Below are 26023 nucleotides of genomic sequence, written 5' to 3'. Positions count from 1 at the left end.
AATTTCCCCCCAAAGCCCCGCTGGCCGCGCGATTCCGCCTCCATTTCCGCCGTTGCTAATTCTGCGCTAATTTTCTGCTAATTAAGGGATAAATTTTAGCGGGTAGAGTGGCTCCACTGCACATCAGCATCAACAGGAGGAACCATGAATCAGCGCGAGTTTATTCGGAGTTTGCTGGACTGGATTGAGAACAACTTAGGACACGATCTGCATCTGGATGAGGTGGCGCGCCGCTCGGGCTATTCGCGCTGGCATCTGCAACGGCTGTTTCGCCAGCATACCGGCTTTTCACTGGCAGAATATATCCGTCAGCGCCGCTTAACCGAGTCTGCGCTCACGTTGCTGAGCAGCAACGAAGCGATACTGCAGGTGGCGATGAACTATGGCTTTGATACCCAGCAGGCCTATACCCGCACGTTTAAAAACTACTTTATGGTGACGCCTGGCCAGTTGCGCCGTCAGCGTCGCGTCGAGCCGGATCGGCTGCTATTCCCTCTGGCGATGGCCAGCTGATGCCTGATAAGACCTTCCCGTCACAGCCTGCGGACGGGAAGGTCGGCCCGCGCTTTGCGTCTCTCGCCACCTGCTCTTCGCCTCGCTTTTTTTTGCCCATCAGCCACAGTGACCCCGTCCGGACGTGTTAGTTTGTTGCCAGCATCCCTTTACTGTCGGAGTCGGGAAACATGGAAAACGGCGCGAATTTAACCGCCATGTTGGTATTTGCACGGGTTGTGGAATTACAGAGTTTCAGTGAGGCGGCACGCGCACTCGGCTTGTCAAAATCCCATGTCAGCCGGGAGATCGCCCGTCTGGAGCTGCGGCTCGGTATCCGGCTGCTGCAACGCACCACCCGGCGGCTGGCGCTGACCGAGCTGGGCCAGGCGTACTATCCCTACTGTGTGCGGATGCTGGCCGAAGTGCAGCGCGCCGAAGCCTTTGTGCAGCAGGTGCATCAGCAGCCCGCCGGCCATGTCAGGCTGCAGGCACCCGTTACGTTCGGCTGCCAGTGCGTAGTCCCTGTCCTTAACCGCTTTCTGCGTCGGCATCTGCATATCAATGTCGATCTTGATCTGACCGATCGCAGTCACGATCGGCTGGATGATCAGGCGGATCTGGCGATTGTGATCCGATCCCGATCGCCACAGCAGGGCAATTTTCGGGTACTGAGCGAAATCGAGTGGGGGCTCTATGCCGCGCCCGCCTACCTGGCGCAGCGACCCGCTATCACACATCCTGAGATGCTGCCACGCCACGACCTGCTGCTGTTTCATGGTCCGGCGCACACCGCCGCACTGCCGTTCCGCCGTGATAAACAGCGGCTGGCACTGGATGTACGCAGCCGTTTTCGCGCCAATAACAGTATGGCGCTGCTCAATGCGGCACTGGCGGGGAGCGGCATCGCCTATCTGCCCTCCTACATGGCCCAGGAGGCGATGGCGCGCGGGGATATTCAGCAACTGCTGCCGGAGTGGCAGATGGATCGTCTGCAAAGCTATCTGCTGCTGCACGATACGCCTGAACCGGCGTCGCCCGTGACGCTGCTGTGTGATGCCCTGGTTGCGGCGCTGAATACAGGCTGATTGTTGCCTGCTGACAACAATCAGCGCCACAGAGTAACTATCCCGCCGCGACTGTTGTTACTCCGCTACGCCGGTTAGCCTGTATCCCTGACTACTCACCGGATATCATCATGCAACAGTCATCCGAAACTGCAGAGTTTCAGCACTGGCGACGTAACTTAGGGGTCTGCGTCGTTGGCTCTTTTACCACTATCGTGGCGATGACGCTGCTGCTGCCGTTCCTGCCGCTCTATGTGCAGCAACTCGGCGTTGAGCAGCCCGCCGCTATCGCCCGCTGGTCCGGCCTTGCCTACGGCGCGACCTTTTTCAGCGCCGCTCTGACTGCGCCGTTGTGGGGCAGGCTGGCTGACCGCTATGGTCGTAAGCTGATGCTGATTCGGGCCAGTCTCGGGATGGCGATTGCGATGTCGCTGATTGGCATGGCGACCGCGCCGTGGCAACTGGTGGCGCTGCGCCTGCTGGCGGGGCTGCTGGGCGGCTACGCATCGGGATCGACCATTCTGGTGGCGGCACAAACGCCGAAAGCACAGACCGGCTGGGCACTGGGCGTATTGTCCTCCGGTATTATGGCGGGCAATGTAGTCGGGCCGCTGCTGGGGGGCGTCTTACCGCCGCTTATCGGCATTCGTCAGACTTTCTGGCTGACCGGTGCCGTGATTTTTCTCGCCTTCCTCGCCACCACCTTTTTATTCAAAGAGCAGCCACGTGCTCCCGCGACATCGCGCACCAACCAGCAACCGCATCCTGAAGCCGGGCCGGTTAATCACAGCCTGATACGGCTGATGTGGCTCTCTGGCATGTTGCTTATCTTCGCCAGCATGTCGATTGAGCCGATTATTACGCTTTACGTGGGCGAGTTTGTGCAGGGCGACCATCAGATCACCCTGATAGCCGGACTGGTGATGTCCGCTGCGGCGCTGGGTACGGTCCTGGCGGCACCACGACTGGGTCGGCTGGCCGATCGGGTAGGGCACTGGCGGGTGCTGACCGGTGGTTTAGTCGTTAGCGGCCTGCTGCTGATACCCCAGGCATTTATCACGGCGGCCTGGCAACTGGTGCTGCTGCGTTTTCTGATGGGGATGGCGCTGGGCGGGTTGATGCCGTGCATCACGGCGATTATTCGTCATAACGTGCCGGGTTCACAGGTTGGGCGGATGCTGGGATATTCGACATCGGCACAATATATCGGCCAGGTCAGCGGCCCGCTGTTCGGTGGGCTGGTGGGCGGTGCATTCGGGATGCGGCCGGTGTTTCTGGCAACCTGCGTGGTGATGCTGTTTTGCGCCTGGCTCAACTGGCGTGGGATGAAAAAGTAGCGCGATCAAAAAAGGCGGACCGGAGTCCGCCTTAGTTTATTCACCGCTGCGTGAATTACTTCTGGTCTGGCAGCGCGTAGGCAATCACATAATCGCCCAGCTTGGTACCAAACGAGCCGTGACCCCCTGCCGCGATGACAACGTACTGCTTGCCATCCACTTCATAGGTCATTGGTGTCGCCTGGCCGCCTGCTGGCAGACGTGCCTGCCATAACAGTTCGCCGGTATCAGTGCTGAAAGCACGCAGGTAGTTATCTGCGGTCGCACCAATGAAGAACACCTTACCTGCGGTGGTGATAGGACCACCCAGCATCGGCATACCCATTTTGAACGGCAGCGGAACCGGTGCGCTATCGCGAACGGTACCGATACGCTGTTTCCACACCACGTTGTTGGTCTTCAGATCCACCGCGGAGATGTAACCCCAGGCAGGCTGTTTGCATGGCAGACCAAACGGTGACAGGAACGGGTTCAGCTCGACGCCATACGGCACGCCATACTGAGGCTGAATACCGGTTTCAGTACCTGAACCACCTTCAGCGCCTTTCGGCGGCTCAATCGGGTTGCCTGGGCCACGTGGAATCAGCTTAGAGACAAACGGCAGCGCCATTGGATTAGCAATCGCGATCTGACGATGAGGATCGACTGCGATGCCGCCCCATTCGAACATACCGAGGTTACCCGGGAACACCAGCGTACCCTGCTCAGATGGCGGGGTGAACGGACCTTCATAGCGCAGGCGCTTGAAGATCACGCGGCACACCAACTGGTCAAACATCGTTGCGCCCCACATATCTTTGTCCGTGAGATTCTGTTTCGGACGGAAGGTCAGCTCAGAGTAGGGCTGAGTGGCGGCAACGTGATCGCCTTTAGCAGCACCCTGTGGCACTGGCGTTTCTGGCGCAGGCACGACTGGCTTGCCGGTACGGCGATCCAGTACAAAGATGTTGCCGGTTTTCGCTGGCGCGTAGACAACCGGTACGGTGTTGCCATCTTTGTCGGTGATGTCAGCCAGCGTAGGCTGCGACGGCAGATCCATATCCCACAGATCGTGATGCACAGTCTGATAAGACCAGACCAGCTTACCGGTGGTGGCGTTCAGGGCCAGCACGCTGCTTGCATAACGCTCCTGCTCTGGTGTGCGGTTACCGCCCCAGATATCCGGTGTGCTCACGCCCATCGGCAGGTAAACGGTATCCAGTTTCGGATCGTAAACTGCCGGTGCCCATGAATTCGGAGAGTTCATGGTGAAGGTGTGTTCATCAGCCGGTATGGCATTAGGATCTTTTGCGCCTGGATCAAACACCCACAGCAGTTTGCCGGTATTCACATCAAAGCCACGAATCACGCCTGACGGCTCGCGGGTTGAGTAGTTATCGGTAACCGCACCCGCCATCACGATGGTGGTGTTAGTAATCACCGGCGGTGAGGTCGGCTCATACTGACCCGCAGTGGTGACAGGCTGTTTGTGTTGCAGATCCAGCTCGCCGTTAACGCCAAATGCCGGGCAGCGTTCGCCGGTCTCTGCGTCCAGTGCAAACAGACGACCATCGTTGACCGGCAGATAGATACGACGTGAACACAGCGCAGGCTGAGTGTTCGCTGCATCGGCGGCTGCCGGCACTTCGTGGTAAGAAACACCGCGACAGGTCACGTGCTGGAAGGTCGGGTTGACCTTCATGCCCGGATCAAATTTCCACTTCTGCTTACCGGTGGCCGCATCCAGTGCAAACAGGATCTGGTGTGGCGAACAGAGATAAAGCGTGTCGCGGATTTTAATCGGCGTGACTTCGTCGGTAATTTCACCCGGATCGTTAGGGGTTTTCATGTCGCCAGTCTGGAACTGCCAGGCAACCTGCAACTCTTTCACGTTCTGGTGATTAATCTGCTTCAGCGGAGAGAAACGGGTTCCCTGCTGATCGCGCGCATAAGCGGGCCAGTCAGCGTCCGGGATGTTGCTCAGCGGCGCAGCCTGCGGGGCGTTGTCAGCGGTTTCTGGTACTGACCCGTTGATGACCTGCGGATCGTTGAATACCGCATAGGCCAGCACAATGGCACTGGCAATCAGCGCCACAGCCATGGTACCCAGCGCGGCTTTGCTGCCCGCATTGAAGCTGCGATAAACAAACGGCAGGATCAGCCAGACACCGAAGATCACCAGCACATCGGTGCGTGGTGCCAGTGCCCAGAAGTCGGTGCCCACTTCCCATACACCCCAGATCAGGGTGCCGATCAGCAGCAGCGCATAGAGAACCAGCGCAGTGCTTTTACGACGGGAAAGCAGATAAGCGGTGATAAGCATCACCACACCGCCAAAAACGTAATACCAGGAACCACCAATGGCGGCTAACCAGCCACCGCCAATCAGCATAAACGCGCCCGTCAGCACTGCGAACAGCACCGTCAGGAAACGAATTACGCCAAAAGATGAGGAGTTTTTCCCCATAATATCGACCTCGTTTCGTTGCCATAAAACACACGAAAACAACCAGATAGGCTGTTTCCAGTTATCAAGTACAAATGATTAGGGTGTTCTGAAGTATCTCTTCCGTTAAGACAGACGATCCCTTTGTGTTAAATGTTATAGCAAAATCAGATCGAGGTTTGATTTTTTTGGCTTAAACCGCTTAACAACTGGAATAAAACGACATTTTATGGGGGATTAAAGGACGTTAAGCGCACCGCCGTGTGCCCTTAACGCCGGAAGGCAGGATTTGTGAATCAGCAGCTAATAAGATCGCCGTCCGAGCGTTGCTGTTGCCAGCCGCTGATATTTATCTCAGCAAACTGCTCAGCGGTTAAGGGCGGCGTATAACTTCGTACGATTACCTCTGCCCCTTTTTCACGAAACGTCGCCATAAAAAAGGGAAAGGTAAACTTCTCATAATTATCATTAAAGAAAGATTCGGTTAAAACAATTCCTGAAAAAGGAAATGATTCCAGTAGTCGCCAGTCTGCACCCGGTGGCGCAAAATCATAAAGCCAGAAATCAAATTTCTTTGTTAATTCAATCAGTGACGTACTATGTGCTGCCAGACTGGAATAATTAATTCCAATCCGGACACGCGCATTTTGTAAATGCGTATAGGCATCCGGAACCGCGATCATTCCCCGTAATCGAATATCTTCCACCGGCACAACCATTAATGCTGCTTCAGTAGCAATTTGATTGTGTAATGAAATAATGTTGTTTGTATTAAGTATATTGCCGCTATCCTGGTTTTGCTGAAGATAAGGCACGCTATAGCAAATGCCAGTGACATTACGCTTAACGTGATGGATTGGTTCAGTAACATAGGGGTTATATAAACTGTTTTTCATTATCTCTATGAAATTCAATAGAAAGGATTTGTTGTTAATTAAGCATATAAAAAGTCGCATTTTTCTAAACGCGTGAATAAATATAGATCACATGCTTAATCCAAATCATCCTTTTGTTGCCTGAGAAAGTAAATAAACCTGTTAGCAAAGAAACGATAATTCCTTTGGCGTCTGATGATGTGCTGGAATATATTCAATAGTCGGGACCAATAGGCTGGTAATAATCATGAGGGGTCTGACACGCCTCGGCCGGACAGGGACGCTGCTTATCGCACAGGGAGGCAGAGCTGGAGCCGCAGGCCTTCTGCTCGCATCCGGTCTGCTATCGTGAAGCCGACAATCACCACACCAATAACACCGCGCAACGACGCGGGTTTCCTCACCTGATTTGGGATAAGACATGGGATTTATGGCATCGGCAGCGGAAGAGTCGCTGTGGCGACATCGGACATTTGTCGCCTTCTGGGTGGCGCGTACCTGCTCATCATTTGGTTTTCAGATGTTCTCGGTCGCAATCAGCTGGCAGATCTATGCGCTGACCAACAGCGCGATGGCGTTAGGGATGATTGGCTTAATGCAGTTTCTGCCGTCGGTGTTGCTGGCGCTGCCAGCGGGCCATCTGGCGGATCAATATGACCGGCGGCGGATCGTGCTGTTGGGTCAGCTGGTGGAATTTGCCGCACTGCTGGCATTAGTGGTGCTTACCTTATTCCATACTCCCGATAAGACCGCGTTGTGGGGGCTGGTGTTTATGATTGCAGTGGCGAAAGCGCTGGAGTGGCCTGCGATGTCTTCGATGCTGCCGTCGCTGGTGCCACCTTCGATTCTGGCGCGTGCGATGGCGATGAACTCCGTGGGCGGTCAGGCAGCGGTTATCGTCGGGCCGACGATTGGCGGGCTGCTTTATGTCGCCGGGCCGCATGTGGTGTATGGCGTTTCCGGGCTATTTTATCTGGTTTCGCTGACGCTGGTGAGTCTGCTGCGTTATGAACGCCCGGTGCAGGCTCGTCTGCCGATGAATATGAAGAATCTGTTTGCCGGGATTCACTTTATCCGTGAGCGCAAAGATGTACTTGGGGTAATTTCGCTCGATCTGTTTGCGGTGCTTTTGGGCGGTGCAACGGCGCTGCTGCCGATTTTTGCCAAAGATATTCTGCATACCGGGCCGTGGGGGTTGGGGATGTTGCGCGGCGCGCCGTCGGTAGGAGCATTGCTGGTGGGCATCTGGCTGAGCCGTCACAAGCTGGAGAAGCATGTCGGGATGATTATGTTTGGCTCGGTGGCGGGCTTTGGCGTGGCCACGCTGGTGTTCGCACTATCCACGCAGTTATGGCTGTCGCTGGTGGCGCTCTGTGCGCTGGGTGGCTTTGATATGGTGAGTATGGTGATCCGGGGTGCGCTGGTGCAGCTGGATACGCCGGATACCATGCGCGGGCGGGTGAATGCGGTTAACGCGATTTTCATTAATACGTCGAATCAGCTGGGCGAGTTTGAGTCGGGGTTGCTGGCGGCCTGGATGGGTGCGGCACCGGCGGCGGCGATTGGCGGCATCGGTACGCTGGTGGTGGTGGCGCTGTGGATGAAGTTGTTTCCGCATCTGCGGCGTCGTCAGAAGCTGGAGAATGAGGTGGATCCGGTTTGATAACTGGCGTTGGGGTTAGGTGAGGGGGTTGTGCGGTGGTGAACCACGGCGCAGGCGCAGGGAACAAACACCTTTCGCAAAGACGCAAAAGCGCCATCCATTCGCTCATTCGCTTTGAGTTTGTTCGTTGCCTAAGGCTGCGGAGAGATAGATTGAGGCTGGCTGGATTATTGCGGTTGTAGAATTGTGTGCAGGCATATGCTCCCATCGCTTTAAGTTTGTTTGTGACCAAAGCCTGTCTGCGGCCCTTGAGAGTCCTTTAATGCTTTTCTGATACGAACGGCTCGTTTCCGGCACCTTTAACTGTTCCGCCATTTAGTGATGCTGCGCAGCGGCAATGATTAAAAAATGCCCTTTTCTAATCCCAGTTCTTGATCCTGGCATAGGAGTGAATGACAAATCAGTGCCAATTAAAACTATATTAATGGCACTTAAGAGATCAGTTTTCGTTTACGGAAGGCAGCGTGGGCTGATATTTTTCAGGCTGGTATCTAAAACGGTAGAAGAATGAATGGACGCAAAGACGCTCGCCGTATCAGTTGCTCATGGTATTGCTTCACTTCCGATGGATTTTTATTTGGGTATTGAAAGAACCTTTCAGGATCTCAACCTGGCAGATGGCGGCAGAAACATTCAGCGCCGTAACTTCGGTGAGGATGAGAGGATGTATCGGGCTTTGAACAAGCTCTTCCGTAACAGAGCCATTCTGGGGCAGATTGCAGAGATGATAATCAAAGACTCTCTTTCCTACCTTCCGGATCCAGCCCTTAAAAAAATCACAGATAAACTCATCGGAGCAGCGTCTTCACTGGGTTCAAGACAGTCCATGCAGCTGGCCATTACAGGTTATCTTGGTTCAAAAGTTGTTGGAGGAATGATGGCCAGCGTGATAACGAAGTTATCACTGCGATTATGGACAGGCACCCTTGCGGGCGGCATAGTTCTGCAGGGGGTGCTTTCGCGTGCTTCTGCAGCTTCACGGCGTTTGAGGCATCAAAATCCTGAATTATGGTCAAGGCTTTATATACTTGATTTTGAAATGCTTTACTTCCTCTTTGAAGAACCTTTAGCCAATTACATCGAGCTCGGTGAGACTCTACGTAAAAATCCTTCGAAAACGGAGCAATTTCTGGGTGCAATCGAAAATCTTTAGACTAATCAGAAAAGTCATTTCTGAGTTATCAGGGGCGGTTGTTGTCAGCGCTGTAGTGATAGGAATTTTCATCGCAATATTTGCGAATGAAGGAATTATGCGCGTTATCGCCCCCTTACTCGTCTTTATCGCTGGCCTGGTTCTTTACTGGTTAGCCTGGAAGATTTCATCCAAAGAAGATTGAAATCAGGTCACTAATAAACGCATTACCATCAGGGATGAAAGACTGTCGCGTATCAGCACAAGATCACCCGGTGCAGGCTCAGCGCGGGCGATTACGTACCTCATCCCTGAGGTGCGCCCGAAGCCGGGCCAACGCTTTGCGTTGTTCAAAAACGCTCCCGGCGTTTTTGTCCGTGGCCCGCGATGCTTTGCTACAGGCATATGTTCCCATCGCTTTAAGTGTTTAAGTTGCCTCTGACTGAGACGCAAACCGGACGAACGCAAAGCTCCGGAACGCCTTTCAAAACGTTCCTGATTTACACGAAAACGCGTTCCTTGCTATAACTTATCTCTCATCGGCAGGCCTGTGGCCTCCTCAGTCAGCTTAAGCGCTTATAGAGGGTACCGTCATGAATCAGACTCACTCCATTCCGGAAATTTATAATCCTGATGTGCCGTATTCAGTAAAGTGCGAGATCGTGGCGCAGCTGTGCCGGGCGCTGGCTTCCCATAAAAACATCCCGGTTAGCGCCCTGAGAAAATATCTTCTGGAAAAAACTCACGTTGATTTCGAAAATCTGGAGGATAACCCGGTAGGAATGCTGCTGCTGTATGAGTACCTTCACTGCCAGCGCCCCTCGGTCTGCGCCCGGAATGAAAAAAACCTTCATTAAGAGCTGCCTTCAGCTTAATCAAATACGCCTTCGGAGAAGAGGGCTGGAGAAGGGGCGGTTGAGTTGTCGCTGGCGACGGTTGCCCGAGCCAGCTCAACCTCAATATTGTCACTGGCCCGAAGGCCAGTACAGGAAGTTACCAGTCATACTGCCATTAAAATCCTGGGGTCAGAGGGGGAGGCCGACCCGCAGGCTGGGGACATCAGGCCCCGGTTTTTCCCAGGTTGGCGTCAAATGTTAGCCAGCTTTCACGCATGTCCACTACGCTACGGGTTTTACGGGCCTCATCGATTTTTATTGCCGTGAGGCCCGCTTCCAGCGCGTCCACTACTGAAACTTTCAGCGGTGTTCCCTGTTTAATATGTTTAACGATCTCTTCAGCCATCAGCGCATCTGCGCCGTAATGGCCATCATACGCATTGCCGCTGTAGGCGGTATCGACCTCTTTCTCGCCGCTGCGCGCGTTGTGTACGCGGAAGTAGTTTCGTACGAAGTCGCCTTCCGCCATGCCGTCGGTGCCCATGACACAGAAACGGCGGAACTCATCCGGCACATTCAGATTGGCGTGGAAGGCCAGCGTCGCGCCGCCTTCGTACTCAATCAGGGCTGTCTGGTAGTCGACAATATCGGCATCGCTGTCGAACACCGCATCGGTGCTCGACCAGCCGCTGGGCTTCACGTGATAAAGTTCTGAGTCAGCGGTGATAGCTCCCTGCGGCGCATGAGCGGGGGTAAAGGATTTACGGCCACCAAAGCTGGCGACGCGGATCGGGCGCTCCTGCAACAGGCCCTGATAGAGATCAATGTCGTGACAGCATTTTTCCAGAATGTACGGACCGGCATATTTCTCCAGACGGCGCCAGTCGCGCTGAAAGAATGCGCCGTGATAAGGCTTGATATGTTCTGTCGCCTCAATCGAGGTGATCTCACCCAACTGACCGGCATCGCGTGCCGCCAGCAGATCGTGATAGAGCGGGGAATAGCGCAGCACCAGGCCGACCAGAATGCGCGCCTCGCCATACTGACGCACCAGCTTCGCCATCTCCATGGTCTGCTCTTCATTGATCACCACCGGCTTTTCGGTAAACACCGTGTAACCCGCCGCCAGGGCCTGACCCACATGCTCCAGATGCAGAAAGTTGGGAGAGCCAACCAGCACGACATCCATTCCGCCATGTTCCAGCAGAGCATCGATTGACGCAAAGGCCTGGCCGGGCGCGATACCAAAGCTGTGCAGATTAGGCAGTCCGGCGGGTGCCGGATCGTAATAACCCACTACCGAGAAGGCGTCGTCGGCTTTGCTGAACTCTTTGATCACGTGGGACAGTCGAAAGCCGAGACCGATAATGCCTACTTTCATGTTAAACCCCTGCTCCTGAAATCGCATGATGCATAGCCCGCCTGTGATCGGGCGCGCCTGTTGATAATCTGACCACCAACTTATTACGACAGAAAAACTAATGTCAATAACGCACTACGCGTTTTGCGAGGGGTTTTTTGTTATCATCATGTAAACTAAGAATAAAATTCAGATATGATTTTGCTATATTTATTTGTTATTGCGATTTAAGTTTTTTTATCCTATCGTTCGCTCATTATGGCTATAACCCTTAATCAGGGAAGGAAGCGCGTGCAACCACACTATCTTCTGGGCATTGATGGCGGCGGTACACAGTGTCGCGCGCGGTTAACCGACCTGCAGGGTCGCATGCTGGCGGAAGCCACCGGCGGGCCTGCCAACGTCTGGTCAGACTATGACGCGGCGCTGACCTGCGTCGGGCAGCTGATCGACCGGGTAGTGTCACAGGCGGGATTAGCCCCGGAGGCGCTGACGCAAACCGCGCTGGTCGCCGGATTAGCCGGTGCGAATGTCACCTCGGTACAGGCGCGGCTCGCCAGTTGGCAGCCTGCCTGCGCGGCGTTACAGGTGGTCAGCGATGTGGAGATCGCCTGTGCGGGCGCCCATGGCGGCGCACCTGGCGCCGTCTTTATCATCGGCACCGGCAGTCAGGGAGCCGCTTGGGATGGCGAACAGTTTACGCTGCTTGGCGGCTGGGGCTTTGCCTTGTCTGACCAGGGATCGGGCGCTGAGCTGGGCCGTCGTGCGCTGCGGCTGGCACTGCTGGCCCATGAAGCAATTATTACCCAGAGCGCACTTACCCGGCAGCTGATGGCGCAGTTCGATCACAGCCCGGAAACCATGCTGCTCTGGACGCGCTCAGCGACGCCTGCAGACTGGGCCCGCGTGGTGCCACAGATTTTTGCGGCCGCCGACGCGGGCGATGGTCATGCACAGGATCTGCTGCATCAGACCGCAGCCGATATCGGCCTGATGGTCCGTCGTCTGACTGCCCTGAGTAGCGGACCCGTGGCGCTGATGGGGGGACTGGCCACGCCGATTCAGCGCTGGCTGGATGACGATATTCAGGCCCGGCTGGTGACGCCGCAGGGCGATGCCCTGAGCGGAGCGCTGATACTGGCGCAGCAGCTGACGCCTGCCCGATTACCGATCTGAAGCTGGCTGAGCATCCTCAGCCGGATAACCCGAGGAATTTATGACCGCTCCCAACGTAACCGCGCGCATTCTGCGGTTGATTGTTGAAAATGCGCCGATCAGCCAGTCAGACCTGAAAGTTCGTAGCGGACTGAGCATGTCGACCGTGTCGCAGGCGACTAATCGCCTGCTGGCGCAGGAGATCGTGCAGGAGCTGGGGCTGCGTCGCGTGTCGATGGGGCGGCCAAAAACGCTGCTTGGGCTCAATCCCGATCGCGCCAGCGTGATTGGCATTCAGCTCAATGCGGAACGCAACCTGATCGTCATGACCGATCTCAGCGGCAATCTGCTGGGCGAACAGCAGATGCCGAAAGGCACGCTGACGCCGCGCCAGCTCGGCGATGCGCTGGCGAAATTCCTGCGCGGCGTTGAGGAGAAGCGGGTGGGCGCCATTGGCCTGGCCCTGTCGGGACTGGTCGATGCCGAAAACGGCTACTGTATCCGATCCAAAGTGCTCGACTGGGACAACGTCCCGATTGCGCGCCTGCTGGAAGAGCGTTTCTCGCTGCCGGTGTTTATCGAGAATGACGCCAACGCCATGGCAATGGCGGCGCTGGTGTTTGGTCAGCTCGGCAACGCGCAGTCGGCGGTGATCGCCACCTACGGCAAAGGGATCGGGGCAGGCATCATCCTGAATCGTCAGCTCTACCGCGGTCGTCACGGCAAGGCGGGGGAGATTGGCAACGGGCTGGTGGGCGACGGCTCACTGCGTCTGCTGGAAGATGTCGCCTCATCGCGCGCCATTCTGCAACGGCTTGCTGAGCAGGAACCGGTGGAAGGCCTCACATTACAGGCGCTGGATCAGCGGCCAACGCCTGAGGTACTGGCGGTGCTGGAAGAGGCAGGGCGCGAGCTGGGAATTTCACTGGCGAACCTGTCGGTGGCTTACGATCCGGATGTGGTTTATCTGGCGATGGAGCCGCACATGGCGTCACGCATTCTGCTCGATCACATCACCCAGAGCTTCCAGGCCTACCGGCTTAAACTGACGCCGCACATGACGCCGCTGCAGTTCCTGACTGAATCGAACCGCATGTGGGCGCTGGGCGCGGCGGGTTTTGCCGTCAACCGGCTGCTTGATCTGCTGGCGGCGCAGGCCGATGAAGAGCCGGTCACCTGAGTTATCCCTCGAATAAAAACGGGCGCCGCGGCGCCCGTTTTTGTTTCCGCGCTTCCCTTAGCGCAGGCGCATTCCCTGCTCGTCAAACAGCAGGCAGTGCGCGGCAGAGAAGCCCAGTTCAACCTGAGTTCCCAGATCGCGCGTGGTTGCTTCGCGCTCTTCCACCACCAGCATCTCTTCACGCCCGATATCCAGGTAGAGATAGTTGGTGTGGCCCAGCATTTCGCCATAGGCCAGCTCGCCATGAAAGCGCAGTGCGTCCGGCGTCTGCGCGGCAGGCTGGAAATGCTCGGGACGAATTCCCAGCGTCACGGTTTGCCCCTCGCGGCAGTCGGCGGCGATTTTCAGCACCAGCCCCTCAATCTTCAGTTCCGGCACCCGCAGCTGCACTTCACCCTCGCCCGTGGCGCTGATTTCCGCCTGCAGGAAGTTCATTTTTGGCGAGCCGATAAAACCGGCGACAAACAGGTTATCCGGGTCGTGATAGAGCGTCAGCGGTGCGCCGACCTGCTCAATGCGGCCCTGACGCAGCACGACGATGCGGTCAGCCAGCGTCATCGCCTCCAGCTGATCGTGGGTGACATAAATCATGGTGTTGCCGAGCGAGGCGTGCAGCCGCGCAATCTCAATCCGCATCTGCAAACGCAGCTCGGCATCGAGGTTAGAGAGCGGCTCATCGAACAGGAAGATACGCGGATGACGGATAATTGCCCGGCCAATCGCCACGCGCTGCCGCTGTCCGCCAGAGAGCGCGCGCGGCAGGCGGTCGAGCAGTTCGGTGAGATGCAGGCGGGCGGCCGTCCGGGCAATCGCCTCGTTGATCTCCGCTTTGGACTTTTTCATTACCTCAAGTGGATAGGCCAGGTTGCCGCGCACCGTCATGTTGGGGTAGAGCGCATAAGACTGAAACACCATAGCAATGCCGCGCTCGGTGGCGGGCTGCTGCGTCATGTCCTGCTCCTCAATCAGCAACTGCCCGCTGCTGATCTCCTCCAGCCCGGCGATCATCCGCAGCAGCGTCGATTTGCCGCAGCCGGATGGCCCGACAAACACCACAAATTCGCCGCTGTTGATCGTCAGATCGATGCCATGAATGACATTAACGTGTTCATAAGACTTCTTCACATTCTGCAAGCGCAGGCTGGTCATCGGCTACCTCACTCAGAGTAACTGGCCCATGTAGATGGCATTGCTGCGCAGGATTGGGGTGAACCCCATGCGCTGATAAAAGACGCAGACCTGCTCATTCTGCAGGCTGACGCCAAGATGGACACCGCTGACACCGGCAGTGCGCAGTGCCGCCAGTTCATGCTCAATCATCCGGCGACCCCAGCCGCCTTTCTGTGCCGCCGGCAGCAGGTTGATATGCAGATGAGCGGGCCACTGCGTCACCAGCGTGTCAGCGGCCTGGTCGGGATGGCGTATTGAGTCGAGCACTTTGCTGTCGAGCGGCGCGCTGGCGCTGCGATCACGATATTTCTCCTGCAGCTGCGGCCACCATTCGGCCTGTAGCTGCGCTTCAAACGCGCGGGTATCGGGCGCGGCCACCACGTAACCCTGCACCTCACCGTCCCGCTCCAGCACAAAAGCAAAGTCAGGCGCGAAACGCGCATAAGGCACAGCAAAACGCTGGCCGGGATAGTCAGGATCGGAATAGAGCGCGCGGGCATCGCCACCTGCATCGGCTGTTTCCAGGCAGATGCGGTAGAGCGCCGGATAGTCCGCCGGGGTGGCCGGACGAATGACACCTTGATTCGCCATGGTGAATTCTCGTGAGTGAGTGAATCGGTCAGGGATTGAACAGATCCGCAGATGAAAGTTACGTTAATGAAAGTGGACTTAGTTTTCAAGATAGAATAATTACCTTATCTCACTAACACGGGCGCTTCGGCAATGTTTACCGGCATCGGGATGCACAACTGTGATCGCCAACACGCCCGGATTGTGGCGGCTGGCAGCAGATTCACGGCCAGTGAAAGGGGGAAAGTGTGAGCGTGATAGGATTTTCGTATGTTTTATCAGGAGGTTATTTTGCAATGTTTGCACTGGTATCTCCTGCTACAGAAAAAGTGGCTGGCGACGCACCGCCACGGTTAATTGCGTAAATGCCAGCGCAGTGTGCTGAATTTCACGCCATGCCGCTGTTTATTTGCGCGTGCTCACAGCGTTGCAATTCCCCGCGCAGGCTGTTTGACTTTATTTTTTTATTAAAGTAAGTATGAGTGAGTGCGTTTGTGTGCGGCTGCAGCCTGCAGGATGTCAGGCGGTGAGATGAAAGGATGCCGATCCTGGTCTGAAGAAGGTGAGCATAATGTCTGTTTCCTCCGTTCGTTCGTTCCGAATTCGCAATGTGGGTCGGCTGCTGGCAGCGGGCCTGCTGGCGGGCAGCGTCTCGCATGCCGCCCACGCCGCCGTTACCCTGAATGAGTGGGATATCTACAACTACCCGGAGCAGACTGCCGCGGTGGATGAAGGGATTAAAGAGTTTTCCCAGCAGAATCCCGGCATTGTGATTAACCGCTCGGTTCACTCCTTTGAAGATACCCGTATTCCTCTGAAGCTGGCGCTGACTGCCGGTGATGGCCCGCAGATCGCTCAGGTCAACCAGGGCGGCGGCGATATGGGCTCGCTGGTTAAAGATAAGCTGCTGCTGCCGCTCGACAGCTACGCCGCCAGCAACGGCTGGACTACACGCTTCCCTGACTCGATTCTGAAACGTAACCGCTGGTCAGACAGCGGCGAGTTCGGCAGCGGCAAACTCTACGGCGTCGCCAGCCTGGGCGAGATGGTTGGACTCTATTACAACAAAGCGCTGCTGGATAAAGCGGGCATTGCCGTGCCGAAAACGCTGGCTGAACTGGAAAGCGCGATGGCGAAACTGAAGCAGCAGGGCACCGCGCCGATGATGCTCGGCCTGCTGGATGGCAACATGGGCCAGCAGCTGCTCAGCACCCTGTGGCAGGCGCAGATTGAGAGCCACGACCGCAAGACGCTGGATAATCTGATTTACGATGTGGGCGGCACCTTCAAAGACAGCAAGCTGGTCAATGCCGCCTCTATGATGAAGAGCTGGACCGACAAAGGGTACTTCTTCCCTGGCTTCCAGGGCATCGGTCACGACGATGCGGCGACGCTGTTCCAGAACGGCCAGGCCGCGTTCCTGGTCAGCGGCACCTGGTATCTCGGCCAGTTTAAAGACAACAAAGATATTCACTTTGCCGCGATGCCTGCCGGTGAAGGCGTGAAGCAGCCGCTGATGGTGGGCGGTACCGATCTGGCGTTCTCCATCACCAGCACTGCCAAAGGCAAAGACCAGCAGGAAGGTGCGGCGAAGTTCATCAACTATATGGTCTCTGATGCCATGGCGAACCGCTGGCTGAAGGTGGGCTTCCTGCCTGCCAGCACCAACAAAGCGGCGAAAATGCCGGCGGACAATGCGCTGCTGGCCGAGGCGTATCAGGTCTGGCTGACGCTCAATGATTATGACGGTTTAGGTCACTATGTGGACTGGGCGACACCCACCATGAACGCCGAGCTGAATCAGAACGTCCAGCTGCTGCTGGCGGGCCGTCAGACACCCGATCAGATGGTAGTTAATTTTGACAACAACTATCAGCGTTACCTGAAAACGCTGAAGCATTAAGCCGGAGGCCCGGCGAACAGCCGGGTCTGAGCCCCGTTCTGAACCACGAGTAGAGTTATGTTGAATTTAAGTGGCTGGCGTAATTTTCTCTATGTTCTGCCTGCGGTGCTGGTCTATGCGGTGTTTCTGCTGTTCCCGCTACTGGCCTCGCTGGGCATCAGTTTTACCGAATGGGACGGCACCTCGCTGCCGGTGTTTAGCGGCGTCAGCAACTATCTGCGGATGTTCAGCGATCCGGTGTTCTGGATTGCGCTAGGCAATAATGCCATTCTGATGCTGTTCTATACCCTGTTGCCGATTGGCGTCGGCCTGCTGCTCTGCAGCTTTCTGTATGACACGCGCAACAACAGCGAACGCAGCGTGCTGCGCATTCTCTTTTTCCTGCCCTACATCATGCCGATGGCAGTGCTCGGCGTGGTGTGGCGCTGGCTCTATAACCCGGCGTTTGGCCCGATCGACCAGATATTACGCGCAATCGGATTGCCCCGGCTGGCGCTCTCCTGGCTGGGTGATTTTACCTGGGCGCTGCCCGCCGTGGGTCTGGTCGCCACCTGGTACTTCTTCGGTTTCTGTCTGGTGCTGTTTATGGCGGGCCTGCAGCGCATGGATCCGTCACTGCTGGAAGCGGCCGATCTCGATGGCTCGTCGCGTCGCCAGAAGTTTATGCGCATTACGCTGCCAGGCCTGCGACCCGAGCTGCGGATTGCCCTGCTGCTGACGGTGATCGCCAGCCTGAAAGCCTTTGACCTGGTCTATGTGATGACGCAGGGCGGCCCGGGCACCTCCACCATGGTCACCAACATCTTTATGTACAAGCAGGGCTTTGATCTGCACTACTTTGGCTACGCCTCGTCGGTAGCGGTGTTCAGCATGGTCATTGTTTTAGGGATTAACTATCTGATCCATCTGGCCTTAAAGGAGCGTTACTGATGCGAAGCACGCCGGTGATTTCACGCGCGCTGATCTGGATCGTGGCGCTGATGACGATTCTGCCGTTCCTGATGGCGCTGATGACGTCGTTCAAAACCCAGATGGAGCTGTTTCAGGGGGTCTTCACGCTGCCCGCCTCGCTGAATTTCAAAAACTACCTGACCGCGTGGCAACAGGGACACTTCAACGTCTACTTCCTCAACTCGGTGCTGGTGGTGATTCCGGTGGTGCTGTTCAGCGTGCTGCTGGGCATTCTGGCCGGGTTCGGTTTCGCGTGGCTGAAAATCCCTGGTAAAAAAGTCATCGGAGCGATGCTGGCGCTGGGGATGGTGTTGCCCAGTGAAGCCTTTATCATTCCGCTCTATCACGAGCTGCGCTGGATGGGGCTGACCAACACCTATCTGGCGCTGATCCTGCCGCAAATCGCCCTGTCGCTGCCCTTTACCACGCTGATGATCGCCAGCGCTTTTCAGCAGGTGCCGAAAGAACTGGTGGAAGCGGCGGTAATGGATGGGGCATCGCGGGTCAAAATTCTGTGGGGCATTCTGGTGCCCGCTATCTGGCCGACCCTCTCAACGCTGGGGCTGCTGCTGTTTATCTGGACCTGGAATGAGTTCCTGATCCCGCTGATTCTGGTCAACAAGGATGAGTTACGCACACTGCCAATTGGCATGATGTTTTTCCAGAACAAAAACACCATCGACATTCCGGTGCTGATGGCGGGCGCGATGATTGTGATTATGCCGCTGATCGTGGTGTTCCTGATTTTCCAGCGCAAGTTCATCAGCGGCGTCACCGAAGGGGCCGTGAAGTAATCTGTGATAGCCCGCACGAAACGGCGCACTGGCGGCCAGACAAAGGTTTGCCGCGCCGTATCGTGCTGCAATTCCTCCTCCTCAATCCTGCGGGAGACGCATGATGCACCTTTCCCTTGCTGATTTTCACCCTGTCGCCGATGGCGAAACCCCGGACACGGCCGTGCTGCAACGCGCTATGGATCAGATTGCGGCGGCGGGCGGTGGCCGTCTGACTCTGCCTGCCGGGCGTTATCGCAGCGGCTGCCTGAATCTGCCCTCTGATTTTGAACTCCATCTTGAAGCAGGCGCGGTGCTGATCGCCAGTCAGCGGCTGGCTGATTACCAGGCGGTACAGGCGCTGAGCTGTGCTGAGAAGTCCCACAATGTACTGCTCTATGCGCTGGGCCAGCGCAATATCACCATCAGCGGCACCGGCCGTATCGACGGTGACGGTGAAGCCTGGTTTGCCGCTGAGCGTGACGAGCAGGGCTATCGCCTGCCGCGTGCGGACCGGCCGCGGATCATTGTGTTTGAAGATTGTGAGCAGGTAACGCTGACCGCTTTTACCATCGTGCAGGCGCCGATGTGGACGGTGCATCTGGTGAGCTGTCGCCATGTGCATATCGACCACCTCACCATCGACAATGCCATGACCATGCCGAATACCGATGCGCTCGATATCGACAGTTGCGAAGCGGTGTTTGTCAGCAATAGCTATCTCAGTGCCGCCGATGATGCCATCTGCATCAAAACCACCCACAAACCGGCCGCGCTGCGGCGTCCGGCGCGGCAGATTATGATCACCAATTGCCTGCTGCGTAGCTACAGCTGCGCCTTTAAAATCGGTACTGAAACCTGGGATGATGTGGAAGATGTCACGGTGACCGGCTGCACCATTTTTGATTCCAACCGTGGCATCGGCATTCTGTCGCGTGACGGCGGCGCGATGCGGCGTCTGCTGTTCAGTAATCTGACTTTTGCCTGTCACCATGCGCCGCCCTGCCACTGGGGAAAAGCCGATCCGCTGCATATTTCGGTGCGCAGGCGCGATCCTGCCATTACGCCCGGCATCGTAGAGCAGGTGCAGTTCAGTAACGTTACGGGCGTGGCGGAAGGGGCGATTAACCTGCATGCGGCAGAACCGGGCTGGATACGCGATGTGGTCATCAGCCAGCTGCAGATGCGGCAGACCGTGGCACCGGTTGCACAGGGACACTATGACGTACGGCCGCCCTGTAACCCGGACTCACCGACCGGCATGGGGCTGGATAACGCCTACAAACTTGACCCGAAAACCGGCGAAGCTTTTGGCGTAGAGCGCTATCCCGGCGGGCTGCCGGGCCTGTTCGCACGCGGGGTGGAGAACCTGCAACTGCACAGCCTGGCGATAGTACGACCGGAACCGTTACCGCCAGGCTGGCACCCTGAGTGCGTGGTGCAGTTGCCGGACTAAATCACAGCGCGGCGGCGATGGCCATACCGAGTTGTTCGGTGCTGGCGCTGCCGCCGAGATCGCGCGTCAGGTGCTCACCCGCTGCCAGCGTGCGTTCAATCGCGTCTAACACCGCATCACCTGCCGCTTTGTAGCCGAGGTGCTCCAGCATCATCGCGCCACACCAGATCTGTCCGATGGGATTGGCGACGCCTTTACCGGCGATATCGGGCGCAGAACCGTGAACCGGCTCAAACAGGCTGGGGAACAGGCCTTCCGGGTTGATATTGGCCGAAGGGGCGATGCCGATAGTGCCGGTACAGGCCGGGCCGAGATCGGAGAGGATATCGCCAAACAGATTGCTGGCGACCACCACATCAAACCAGTCCGGATGCAACACGAAGTTAGCAGTGAGAATATCGATGTGATACTTATCGACGCGAACATCGGGGAACTGACCGGCCATGGCTTCAACGCGGCTATCCCAGTAGGGCATGGTGATGGCAATACCGTTCGATTTGGTGGCGGAGGTCAGGTGTTTCTTCGGCCGACTCTGCGCCAGCTGATAGGCAAACTTCAGGATGCGATCGACGCCAGTGCGCGTCATCACCGTCTCCTGAATCACCACTTCACGTTCGGTGCCGGGGAACATGGTGCCGCCGACGCTGGAGTATTCACCCTCGGTGTTTTCGCGTACCACATAAAAGTCGATATCGCCGGGCTGACGATTCGCCAGCGGCGCTTTAACACCTGGCATCAGTCGCACCGGACGCAGATTCACATATTGATCGAACTCCCGGCGGAACTGCAGCAGCGAGCCCCACAGTGAAACGTGGTCGGGCACCACATCGGGCCAGCCGACTGCGCCAAAATAGATCGCATCAAAGGCTTTCAGTTGTGGAAACCAGTCGTCAGGCAACATTTTGCCATGCTGCTGCCAGTAGTCGGCACTGGCGTAATCGAACCACTCCCAGCGCAGCGGAATGTTAAATTTCTCTGCGGCCGCATTCATTACACGGACGCCTTCCGGCATCACTTCTTTGCCGATGCCGTCGCCAGGGATCACGGCAACAGAGTGAATTTTGTCAGTCACAGGGTACCTTTCCGGTTGATGTTCGAATTGTGTACGCAGTATAACTGTCGATTCCGGGGAAATAATGAGCCTGAAAGGCAATCCAGTGTTGAATAAAAGTAGAGAATCCCGCACCTCCACCGATGATTTAGCCTTCTTTGTTCGCCTGGCTGCGCTGGATAGCCTGACTGCGGCAGCGCGCGAACTGGGACTGTCACTGGCGGCGGTCAGCAAACGTCTGAGCCAGCTGGAGCAGCGGCTTGGTGTGCAACTCCTGCGCCGCACCACGCGACGACTGGAGCTGACGCCGGAAGGCCGCCGCTATCTGGCGGGCGCGCGTCCGTTGCTGGATCAGCTGGCGGCGCTGGAAGAGGCGGTCAGCGGCGAGACCGCCCAGCTGCGCGGTACACTTAACATCAACGCCTCATTTGGTTTTGGCCGTCGGCATATTGCGTCCTGCGTTTCGGCTTTTGCCGCGCTGCACCCGGAACTCTCGCTGTCGCTGCAGCTCAGCAGCCAGCCACTTAATTTTCTTGATGCCCACATGGATATTGATATCCGCGTCGGGGAACCGCCCGACTCACGGCTGGTGGCGCGCAAACTGCGTACCAATCCGCGCATTCTCTGCTGCTCACCCGCCTATGCCGCCCGGCACGGTCTGCCGGAGACAGTGCGCGATCTGGCACAACACAACTGCATTTTACTGCGCCAGCACGACAGCGATTTTACCCTGTGGCGGCTGACCAGCGGCGAACAGAGCATCAATCAGAAAGTGCGCGGCAGTCTGATCACCAACGATGGCGAAGTGGCGATGCGGCTGGCGATGGATGGGCATGGCATCTTGCTGCGTTCCTGGTGGGACGCGCAGCACAGTCTGGCGACGGGCGAACTGCTGCCGGTGTTACCCGACTGGCAGGCACCGGATGGCGATATTTTTGCGGTCTGGCAGGCGCAGCGCCAGCTTCCGGCGCGTATTACCGCATTTGTGGCGTTTCTGCAGAGCAATCTGCAATCAGTTGATTAGTCAGGAGTTTAAAGGCTGTTTCTGGCGCGGTCAGGCGCCTGCGGACAATAAATATACCGCATTAAGCTGATTCGGTTGGGTCAGCGTGCCGCTGCGTTTACAGCGTTTTAGCGGCTGCGTATGATTCTTATTCTTTTTATTTCCTGTCTGTCCTCTGCGTTGTGGCCAGCCGGGAGCAGCAGGCAGATAGGGGAGTTAAGTATGAAAGCGTTGTTCAGTCCGCGTACAGCGGCACTTACACTGGCGATGGTGACCACCTTCAGCCTGACGGCGTGTCAGATGCCGGCGAAAAAAGTGGATGCCAGTGCGCCGGTGGTGATGCAGCCCTCCAGCCCCGATAACCTGATTCAGCGCGAGCTGGGTGAAGGTTTGTATGAAATGGCCTATCTGCCAGCAAAAAACGCTCTCTATGTCGCCAGTGCGCAGGGATTCAAAGATATCAGCGGCGGCATGATCTACCGTCTTGATGCTTCCACGCTGCAGAGTACCGGCGCGGGGCACTTCGACCTGAAAAACTTTGGTCTGATCAGCGCGCCTGATGGCAGCGCACTCTACGCCACCAACACGCTGGATGGCGGTATCTCTAAGATCGATCCTGATAACGGTAAGGTGCTGAAGCGCCTGATGTTTGACGAGAAAAACGAGAAAGGCTTGCCCTATGGCACGCGTGAAATCTTTCTGCATGACGGGCTGCTCTATGTCGGCGGCGTGGGCGATCCTGGCGTGATCTGGGTGGTTGATGCCAAAACCCTGACGCTGAAAACCCGGATAAAAAATGCCGGGAAGTGGGTCACAGGCATCATCTTCTCGCCGGTCAGCGACCGGATTTATGCGGCGAACGGCAGCGGGGAAATCCTGGTGATCAATCCGCGCAGTGCCAGAATCGAGCAGCGCCTGACGGCGGGTGACGGGCAGGAGTATCTGTTCCTGAATATGGCCGAGGATCCGGCAACCGGTCGCCTGTTTGTGACGGATAATTCAAAAGCGAAAAATACGCTGGTGTTTGATGAGCGCAGCGGCAAGGTCATTAAGCGTCTGAATCTGGGTGATTCACTGGGGATTAAGTTTAATGGCAAGCGCAATGAGATTTATATCAGCCAGCGCGAATCGAAGAAGGTACTGCAGCTGGATGGCACCACCTATGAGGTGAAAAACAGCTGGTCATTTGATAGCCATCCCAACAGTCTGCTGGTCTCACCGGACGGGCAGACCCTGTTCGTCACCCTGAAGCAGGGCTTCAATGACGATCGCAGCAGTCAGGGACTGGATGGCGTGGCGCGTATCACGCTGCAATAAAAAAAGGCGGCATCGCTGCCGCCTGAATCCTTACTTAGCCACACCTTCTACCAGCACCACGCGGTAGTTAGCGCCTTTCAGACGGTGCGCTTTGGCAGCCTGATACTCCGGGCTGTCATACCAGGCATGCGCGGCTTCGCGGCTCGCGAATTCCAGAATCACCACGCCTTCCGCTTCCTGTCCTTCCAGCGTTTCCAGTTCGCCATAAAAGGCGAGAGGATTGATCTGATGATCGCCGCGAGCCTCGCCCGCTTTCTCGGCATAGATCGCCATTTCGTCCTGGTTCAGGGTGTTATCACGAATAAATACAACATATGCACTCACAGGTCTCTCCTTAAGCTTTTTTATCCTGGGTTTCGGTATCGAAATCAGCGGCATCATGACGCTCATGCAGCTGATCGGCCGGGTCGCCCATGACACGGTTGACCTTGCGGCCACGAATCACAGCAGGTCGCAGCGCGATCTCTTTCGCCCAGCGCACCACATTTTTATAGGACTGCACATCCAGGAATTCGGCACCGCCATACTGGTCATTCAGCACCATGTTGCCGTACCACGGCCAGGTGGCGATATCAGCGATGGTGTAGTCATCACCGGCCAGATAGCGGTTATCTGCCAGCTGACGATCCAGCACGTCGAGCTGACGCTTCGCTTCCAGCGTGAAGCGGTTAATGGCGTACTCAATTTTTTCTGGCGCGTAGTGATAGAAATGACCGAAACCACCGCCGAGGTAAGGCGCTGAGCCCTGCAGCCAGAAGAGCCAGTTCAGGGTTTCGGTGCGGCCAGCGATATCTTTTGGCAGGAAGTAGCCATACTTTTCCGCCAGATAGAGCAGGATATTGCCCGATTCAAATACCCGAATCGGCGGCGTTGCTGAGTGGTCGCTCAGCGCCGGGATTTTCGAGTTCGGGTTTATGTCGACAAAACCGCTGGAGAACTGATCGCCTTCGCCGATACGGATCAGCCAGGCATCATATTCCGCATCGTTGACGTTAAGCGCCAGCAGTTCTTCCAGCAGGATGGTCACTTTCTGGCCGTTAGGCGTGCCAAGCGAATAGAGCTGTAAAGGATGCTTGCCGACCGGCAACGCTTTTTCATGGGTGGGACCAGCGAACGGACGATTAGTTTTAGCGCCGTTACCTTTGGCTTCAGGGTCCCAGGTCCAGACTTTTGCGGGCTGATATGCATTTTCCGACATAATGAAAGTTCGCCTTATGGTGTGGTATTGGTCTGGAGTGTAGCAGGTGCTGCAAAGGGGGTTTAACTCTGCTGGCTGCGCAAGGGCGTGCTGCAGGGGCTGATGTCAGGCGGGCAGCAGCACAGAGGAAAAGTGAATGAAAGTGTGTCAGGCGGGTGGTTCGTTGTCCTGAGCGGAGGTGGCCGTGCAGTCAGCAGCGACAGCACGGCAGACAGGGTTACAGCAGTTCACGCTCAATCAGTTCGCGGGTTTCTACCGCCTGAACCTTCATTTTTTCCGGGTAGCCAAACAGAGACGCCGCGATGATCGGTTCACCGCCGACTTTATAACTGCGGGTGGCAAAGCCGGTGTCGCGCAGCGTTTTGAACAGGGTGTCGAAGTCCACTTCGCCTTCGCCCACGCCGACATGCTGGTGAATGGTGGCATCCACCCCTGGCGGGTTAACGATGTAGCGACAGTGCTTAGTATGGTTCATGGTATCGGCGATCAGCATGTGCGACAGATCGTCACCGGCATACTCCAGCATCGGCTTCACATCGCCTTTGCCTTTGTCATAAAAGAAAGTGTGTGGCGCGCTGTAGATATACTTCACGTTATCGCTGCGGAACGACTTCACGATATCCACGGTTTCGTTGTTTTCTTCGCAGAAATCCCATGGATGCGCCTGGATTTCGACGCGGATGCCTTCACGTTCGATGATCGGCAGCAGCTCTTCCATGGAACGATAGAACATCTCTTCACAGATTTCCGGCTCATTAGGCGTGCCGGAGAGTTCGGTGTTAATCACCTGCACACCCATCTCAACTGCGATCTCAATCATCCGCTTCCAGTTCTTCACCGCTGCCTGACGACGCAGCTCATCCGGGCCGGACCAGCGATAGACCACGATAAACGAGGAGATCTCCAGCCCGGTGGCGCTTAACGCATTCTTATACTCGGTGATGATTTCACGGCTGGCTTTAGGATGCTTATAAAACGGGTTGATCTGCGGATGCGGCGACTGTTCGATATATTTGTATCCCCAGTCGGCCACCTGATGAACCATACGGGTGATGCCTAAATCTTTAATCACATCCACATCAAAAGCGATTTTCATCTTTCTGCTCCGG

Annotated in this window: 23 protein-coding genes; 13 read left to right on the top strand and 10 right to left on the bottom strand. The window is 56.5% G+C overall.

The window, feature by feature from the left end:
* Window positions 1-144: 144 nt before the first annotated feature.
* From ACR8BN_RS17545 to ACR8BN_RS17535, 3 genes are all read left to right on the top strand, one after another.
* Complete coding sequence (locus tag ACR8BN_RS17545; RefSeq protein WP_009092546.1) at window positions 145-513, top strand: helix-turn-helix domain-containing protein; 369 nt, start codon at window positions 145-147, stop codon at window positions 511-513.
* Between the two features lie 170 nt (window positions 514-683).
* Complete coding sequence (locus ACR8BN_RS17540; protein WP_010252069.1) at window positions 684-1580, top strand: LysR family transcriptional regulator; 897 nt, start codon at window positions 684-686, stop codon at window positions 1578-1580.
* A 110-nt stretch (window positions 1581-1690) separates the two neighbouring features.
* Window positions 1691-2896 (top strand): MFS transporter, encoded by a 1206-nt coding sequence (locus tag ACR8BN_RS17535; RefSeq protein WP_434747180.1) that lies wholly within the window; start codon window positions 1691-1693, stop codon window positions 2894-2896.
* A 55-nt stretch (window positions 2897-2951) separates the two neighbouring features.
* Here the strand turns inward: ACR8BN_RS17535 and ACR8BN_RS17530 are convergent, their stop codons facing one another.
* The gene (locus ACR8BN_RS17530) at window positions 2952-5342 is read right to left on the bottom strand and encodes a glucose/quinate/shikimate family membrane-bound PQQ-dependent dehydrogenase (protein WP_033769465.1); all 2391 of its coding nucleotides are present in this window, start codon (window positions 5340-5342) and stop codon (window positions 2952-2954) included.
* Between the two features lie 275 nt (window positions 5343-5617).
* Entirely contained in the window at window positions 5618-6217 is a 600-nt protein-coding gene (locus ACR8BN_RS17525) for a hypothetical protein (RefSeq protein WP_434747179.1), read from the bottom strand.
* A gap of 400 nt (window positions 6218-6617) precedes the next feature.
* On the opposite strand from ACR8BN_RS17525, the gene ACR8BN_RS17520 reads away from it, so the two are divergent.
* Window positions 6618-7859, top strand: a complete 1242-nt coding sequence (locus ACR8BN_RS17520) for an MFS transporter (RefSeq protein ID WP_010252060.1) — start codon at window positions 6618-6620, stop codon at window positions 7857-7859.
* A 511-nt stretch (window positions 7860-8370) separates the two neighbouring features.
* Window positions 8371-9012, top strand: a complete 642-nt coding sequence (locus ACR8BN_RS17515; protein ID WP_033769466.1) for a hypothetical protein — start codon at window positions 8371-8373, stop codon at window positions 9010-9012.
* A gap of 623 nt (window positions 9013-9635) precedes the next feature.
* On the opposite strand, the gene ACR8BN_RS17510 is transcribed toward ACR8BN_RS17515, so the two are convergent.
* Window positions 9636-9845, bottom strand: a complete 210-nt coding sequence (locus ACR8BN_RS17510; RefSeq protein WP_010252057.1) for a hypothetical protein — start codon at window positions 9843-9845, stop codon at window positions 9636-9638.
* A gap of 205 nt (window positions 9846-10050) precedes the next feature.
* Window positions 10051-11208 carry a Gfo/Idh/MocA family protein gene (locus tag ACR8BN_RS17505; RefSeq protein WP_010252054.1) on the bottom strand — a complete coding sequence of 386 codons (1158 nt, stop codon included), beginning with the start codon at window positions 11206-11208 and terminating at the stop codon, window positions 10051-10053.
* Between the two features lie 270 nt (window positions 11209-11478).
* Here ACR8BN_RS17505 and ACR8BN_RS17500 point away from each other — a divergent pair, with 270 nt between their 5' ends.
* Window positions 11479-12363 (top strand): BadF/BadG/BcrA/BcrD ATPase family protein, encoded by an 885-nt coding sequence (locus ACR8BN_RS17500; protein WP_083070350.1) that lies wholly within the window; start codon window positions 11479-11481, stop codon window positions 12361-12363.
* Window positions 12364-12403: 40 nt separating this feature from the next.
* Window positions 12404-13522 (top strand): ROK family transcriptional regulator, encoded by a 1119-nt coding sequence (locus ACR8BN_RS17495; RefSeq protein ID WP_010252050.1) that lies wholly within the window; start codon window positions 12404-12406, stop codon window positions 13520-13522.
* A gap of 57 nt (window positions 13523-13579) precedes the next feature.
* Here ACR8BN_RS17495 and ACR8BN_RS17490 read toward each other — a convergent pair whose 3' ends face one another.
* Together ACR8BN_RS17490 and ACR8BN_RS17485 are read right to left on the bottom strand one after the other, a co-directional pair.
* The gene (locus ACR8BN_RS17490) at window positions 13580-14671 is read right to left on the bottom strand and encodes an ABC transporter ATP-binding protein (RefSeq protein ID WP_109652748.1); all 1092 of its coding nucleotides are present in this window, start codon (window positions 14669-14671) and stop codon (window positions 13580-13582) included.
* A gap of 12 nt (window positions 14672-14683) precedes the next feature.
* A complete protein-coding gene (locus ACR8BN_RS17485; RefSeq protein ID WP_434747178.1) occupies window positions 14684-15283 on the bottom strand; it encodes a GNAT family N-acetyltransferase in 600 nt (199 codons plus the stop codon).
* Between the two features lie 550 nt (window positions 15284-15833).
* On the opposite strand from ACR8BN_RS17485, the gene ACR8BN_RS17480 reads away from it, so the two are divergent.
* The 4 genes from ACR8BN_RS17480 (at window position 15834) to ACR8BN_RS17465 (ending at window position 20345) form a co-directional block, all read left to right on the top strand.
* Window positions 15834-17165: an extracellular solute-binding protein gene (locus ACR8BN_RS17480; protein WP_434747177.1), complete on the top strand. Its 1332-nt coding sequence runs from the start codon at window positions 15834-15836 to the stop codon at window positions 17163-17165.
* A 57-nt stretch (window positions 17166-17222) separates the two neighbouring features.
* Window positions 17223-18095: a carbohydrate ABC transporter permease gene (locus tag ACR8BN_RS17475; RefSeq protein ID WP_434747176.1), complete on the top strand. Its 873-nt coding sequence runs from the start codon at window positions 17223-17225 to the stop codon at window positions 18093-18095.
* On the top strand, window positions 18095-18910 hold the full coding sequence (locus ACR8BN_RS17470) for a carbohydrate ABC transporter permease (RefSeq protein ID WP_010252038.1): 816 nt from the start codon (window positions 18095-18097) through the stop codon (window positions 18908-18910). Before ACR8BN_RS17475 ends, ACR8BN_RS17470 begins: the two co-directional genes overlap by 1 nt.
* 103 nt (window positions 18911-19013) lie before the next feature.
* On the top strand, window positions 19014-20345 hold the full coding sequence (locus tag ACR8BN_RS17465; protein WP_033759728.1) for a glycoside hydrolase family 28 protein: 1332 nt from the start codon (window positions 19014-19016) through the stop codon (window positions 20343-20345).
* A 1-nt stretch (window position 20346) separates the two neighbouring features.
* On the opposite strand, the gene ACR8BN_RS17460 is transcribed toward ACR8BN_RS17465, so the two are convergent.
* Window positions 20347-21417 carry a tartrate dehydrogenase gene (locus tag ACR8BN_RS17460; RefSeq protein ID WP_033787519.1) on the bottom strand — a complete coding sequence of 357 codons (1071 nt, stop codon included), beginning with the start codon at window positions 21415-21417 and terminating at the stop codon, window positions 20347-20349.
* A gap of 64 nt (window positions 21418-21481) precedes the next feature.
* On the opposite strand from ACR8BN_RS17460, the gene ACR8BN_RS17455 reads away from it, so the two are divergent.
* Together ACR8BN_RS17455 and ACR8BN_RS17450 are read left to right on the top strand one after the other, a co-directional pair.
* Window positions 21482-22420, top strand: coding sequence for a LysR family transcriptional regulator (locus ACR8BN_RS17455; RefSeq protein WP_109652742.1), 939 nt, complete (start codon window positions 21482-21484; stop codon window positions 22418-22420).
* 201 nt (window positions 22421-22621) lie between these two features.
* Window positions 22622-23716 (top strand): YncE family protein, encoded by a 1095-nt coding sequence (locus ACR8BN_RS17450; protein ID WP_039386994.1) that lies wholly within the window; start codon window positions 22622-22624, stop codon window positions 23714-23716.
* A 30-nt stretch (window positions 23717-23746) separates the two neighbouring features.
* On the opposite strand, the gene ACR8BN_RS17445 is transcribed toward ACR8BN_RS17450, so the two are convergent.
* The 3 genes from ACR8BN_RS17445 to ACR8BN_RS17435 all read right to left on the bottom strand — a co-directional run bounded on the left by ACR8BN_RS17445 (window position 23747) and on the right by ACR8BN_RS17435 (window position 26010).
* Window positions 23747-24040 (bottom strand): DUF1330 domain-containing protein, encoded by a 294-nt coding sequence (locus ACR8BN_RS17445; protein WP_010252030.1) that lies wholly within the window; start codon window positions 24038-24040, stop codon window positions 23747-23749.
* A 10-nt stretch (window positions 24041-24050) separates the two neighbouring features.
* Entirely contained in the window at window positions 24051-24914 is an 864-nt protein-coding gene (yghU, locus tag ACR8BN_RS17440; RefSeq protein ID WP_031593621.1) for a glutathione-dependent disulfide-bond oxidoreductase, read from the bottom strand.
* Window positions 24915-25131: 217 nt separating this feature from the next.
* A complete protein-coding gene (locus ACR8BN_RS17435) occupies window positions 25132-26010 on the bottom strand; it encodes a sugar phosphate isomerase/epimerase family protein (protein WP_031593622.1) in 879 nt (292 codons plus the stop codon).
* Window positions 26011-26023 lie beyond the last annotated feature (13 nt).

It is taken from the genome of Pantoea sp. Lu_F5_004 (genome assembly GCF_051136245.1).
In the GTDB taxonomy this organism is placed as follows: Bacteria; Pseudomonadota; Gammaproteobacteria; order Enterobacterales; family Enterobacteriaceae; genus Pantoea; species Pantoea agglomerans.
The sequence above is the reverse complement of the archived record's forward strand: the minus strand, read 5'-3'. Positions and strand labels throughout refer to the sequence as shown.

Coding starts and splice junctions, on each gene's coding strand:
- ACR8BN_RS17545 (WP_009092546.1), top strand. CDS start 145: ATGAATCAGCGCGAGTTTATTCGGAGTTTGCTGGACTGGATTGAGAAC.
- ACR8BN_RS17540 (WP_010252069.1), top strand. CDS start 684: ATGGAAAACGGCGCGAATTTAACCGCCATGTTGGTATTTGCACGGGTT.
- ACR8BN_RS17535 (WP_434747180.1), top strand. CDS start 1,691: ATGCAACAGTCATCCGAAACTGCAGAGTTTCAGCACTGGCGACGTAAC.
- ACR8BN_RS17530 (WP_033769465.1), bottom strand. CDS start 5,342: ATGGGGAAAAACTCCTCATCTTTTGGCGTAATTCGTTTCCTGACGGTG.
- ACR8BN_RS17525 (WP_434747179.1), bottom strand. CDS start 6,217: ATGAAAAACAGTTTATATAACCCCTATGTTACTGAACCAATCCATCAC.
- ACR8BN_RS17520 (WP_010252060.1), top strand. CDS start 6,618: ATGGGATTTATGGCATCGGCAGCGGAAGAGTCGCTGTGGCGACATCGG.
- ACR8BN_RS17515 (WP_033769466.1), top strand. CDS start 8,371: ATGGACGCAAAGACGCTCGCCGTATCAGTTGCTCATGGTATTGCTTCA.
- ACR8BN_RS17510 (WP_010252057.1), bottom strand. CDS start 9,845: ATGAAGGTTTTTTTCATTCCGGGCGCAGACCGAGGGGCGCTGGCAGTG.
- ACR8BN_RS17505 (WP_010252054.1), bottom strand. CDS start 11,208: ATGAAAGTAGGCATTATCGGTCTCGGCTTTCGACTGTCCCACGTGATC.
- ACR8BN_RS17495 (WP_010252050.1), top strand. CDS start 12,404: ATGACCGCTCCCAACGTAACCGCGCGCATTCTGCGGTTGATTGTTGAA.
- ACR8BN_RS17490 (WP_109652748.1), bottom strand. CDS start 14,671: ATGACCAGCCTGCGCTTGCAGAATGTGAAGAAGTCTTATGAACACGTT.
- ACR8BN_RS17485 (WP_434747178.1), bottom strand. CDS start 15,283: ATGGCGAATCAAGGTGTCATTCGTCCGGCCACCCCGGCGGACTATCCG.
- ACR8BN_RS17480 (WP_434747177.1), top strand. CDS start 15,834: ATGTCTGTTTCCTCCGTTCGTTCGTTCCGAATTCGCAATGTGGGTCGG.
- ACR8BN_RS17475 (WP_434747176.1), top strand. CDS start 17,223: ATGTTGAATTTAAGTGGCTGGCGTAATTTTCTCTATGTTCTGCCTGCG.
- ACR8BN_RS17470 (WP_010252038.1), top strand. CDS start 18,095: ATGCGAAGCACGCCGGTGATTTCACGCGCGCTGATCTGGATCGTGGCG.
- ACR8BN_RS17465 (WP_033759728.1), top strand. CDS start 19,014: ATGCACCTTTCCCTTGCTGATTTTCACCCTGTCGCCGATGGCGAAACC.
- ACR8BN_RS17455 (WP_109652742.1), top strand. CDS start 21,482: ATGAGCCTGAAAGGCAATCCAGTGTTGAATAAAAGTAGAGAATCCCGC.
- ACR8BN_RS17450 (WP_039386994.1), top strand. CDS start 22,622: ATGAAAGCGTTGTTCAGTCCGCGTACAGCGGCACTTACACTGGCGATG.
- yghU (WP_031593621.1), bottom strand. CDS start 24,914: ATGTCGGAAAATGCATATCAGCCCGCAAAAGTCTGGACCTGGGACCCT.
- ACR8BN_RS17435 (WP_031593622.1), bottom strand. CDS start 26,010: ATGAAAATCGCTTTTGATGTGGATGTGATTAAAGATTTAGGCATCACC.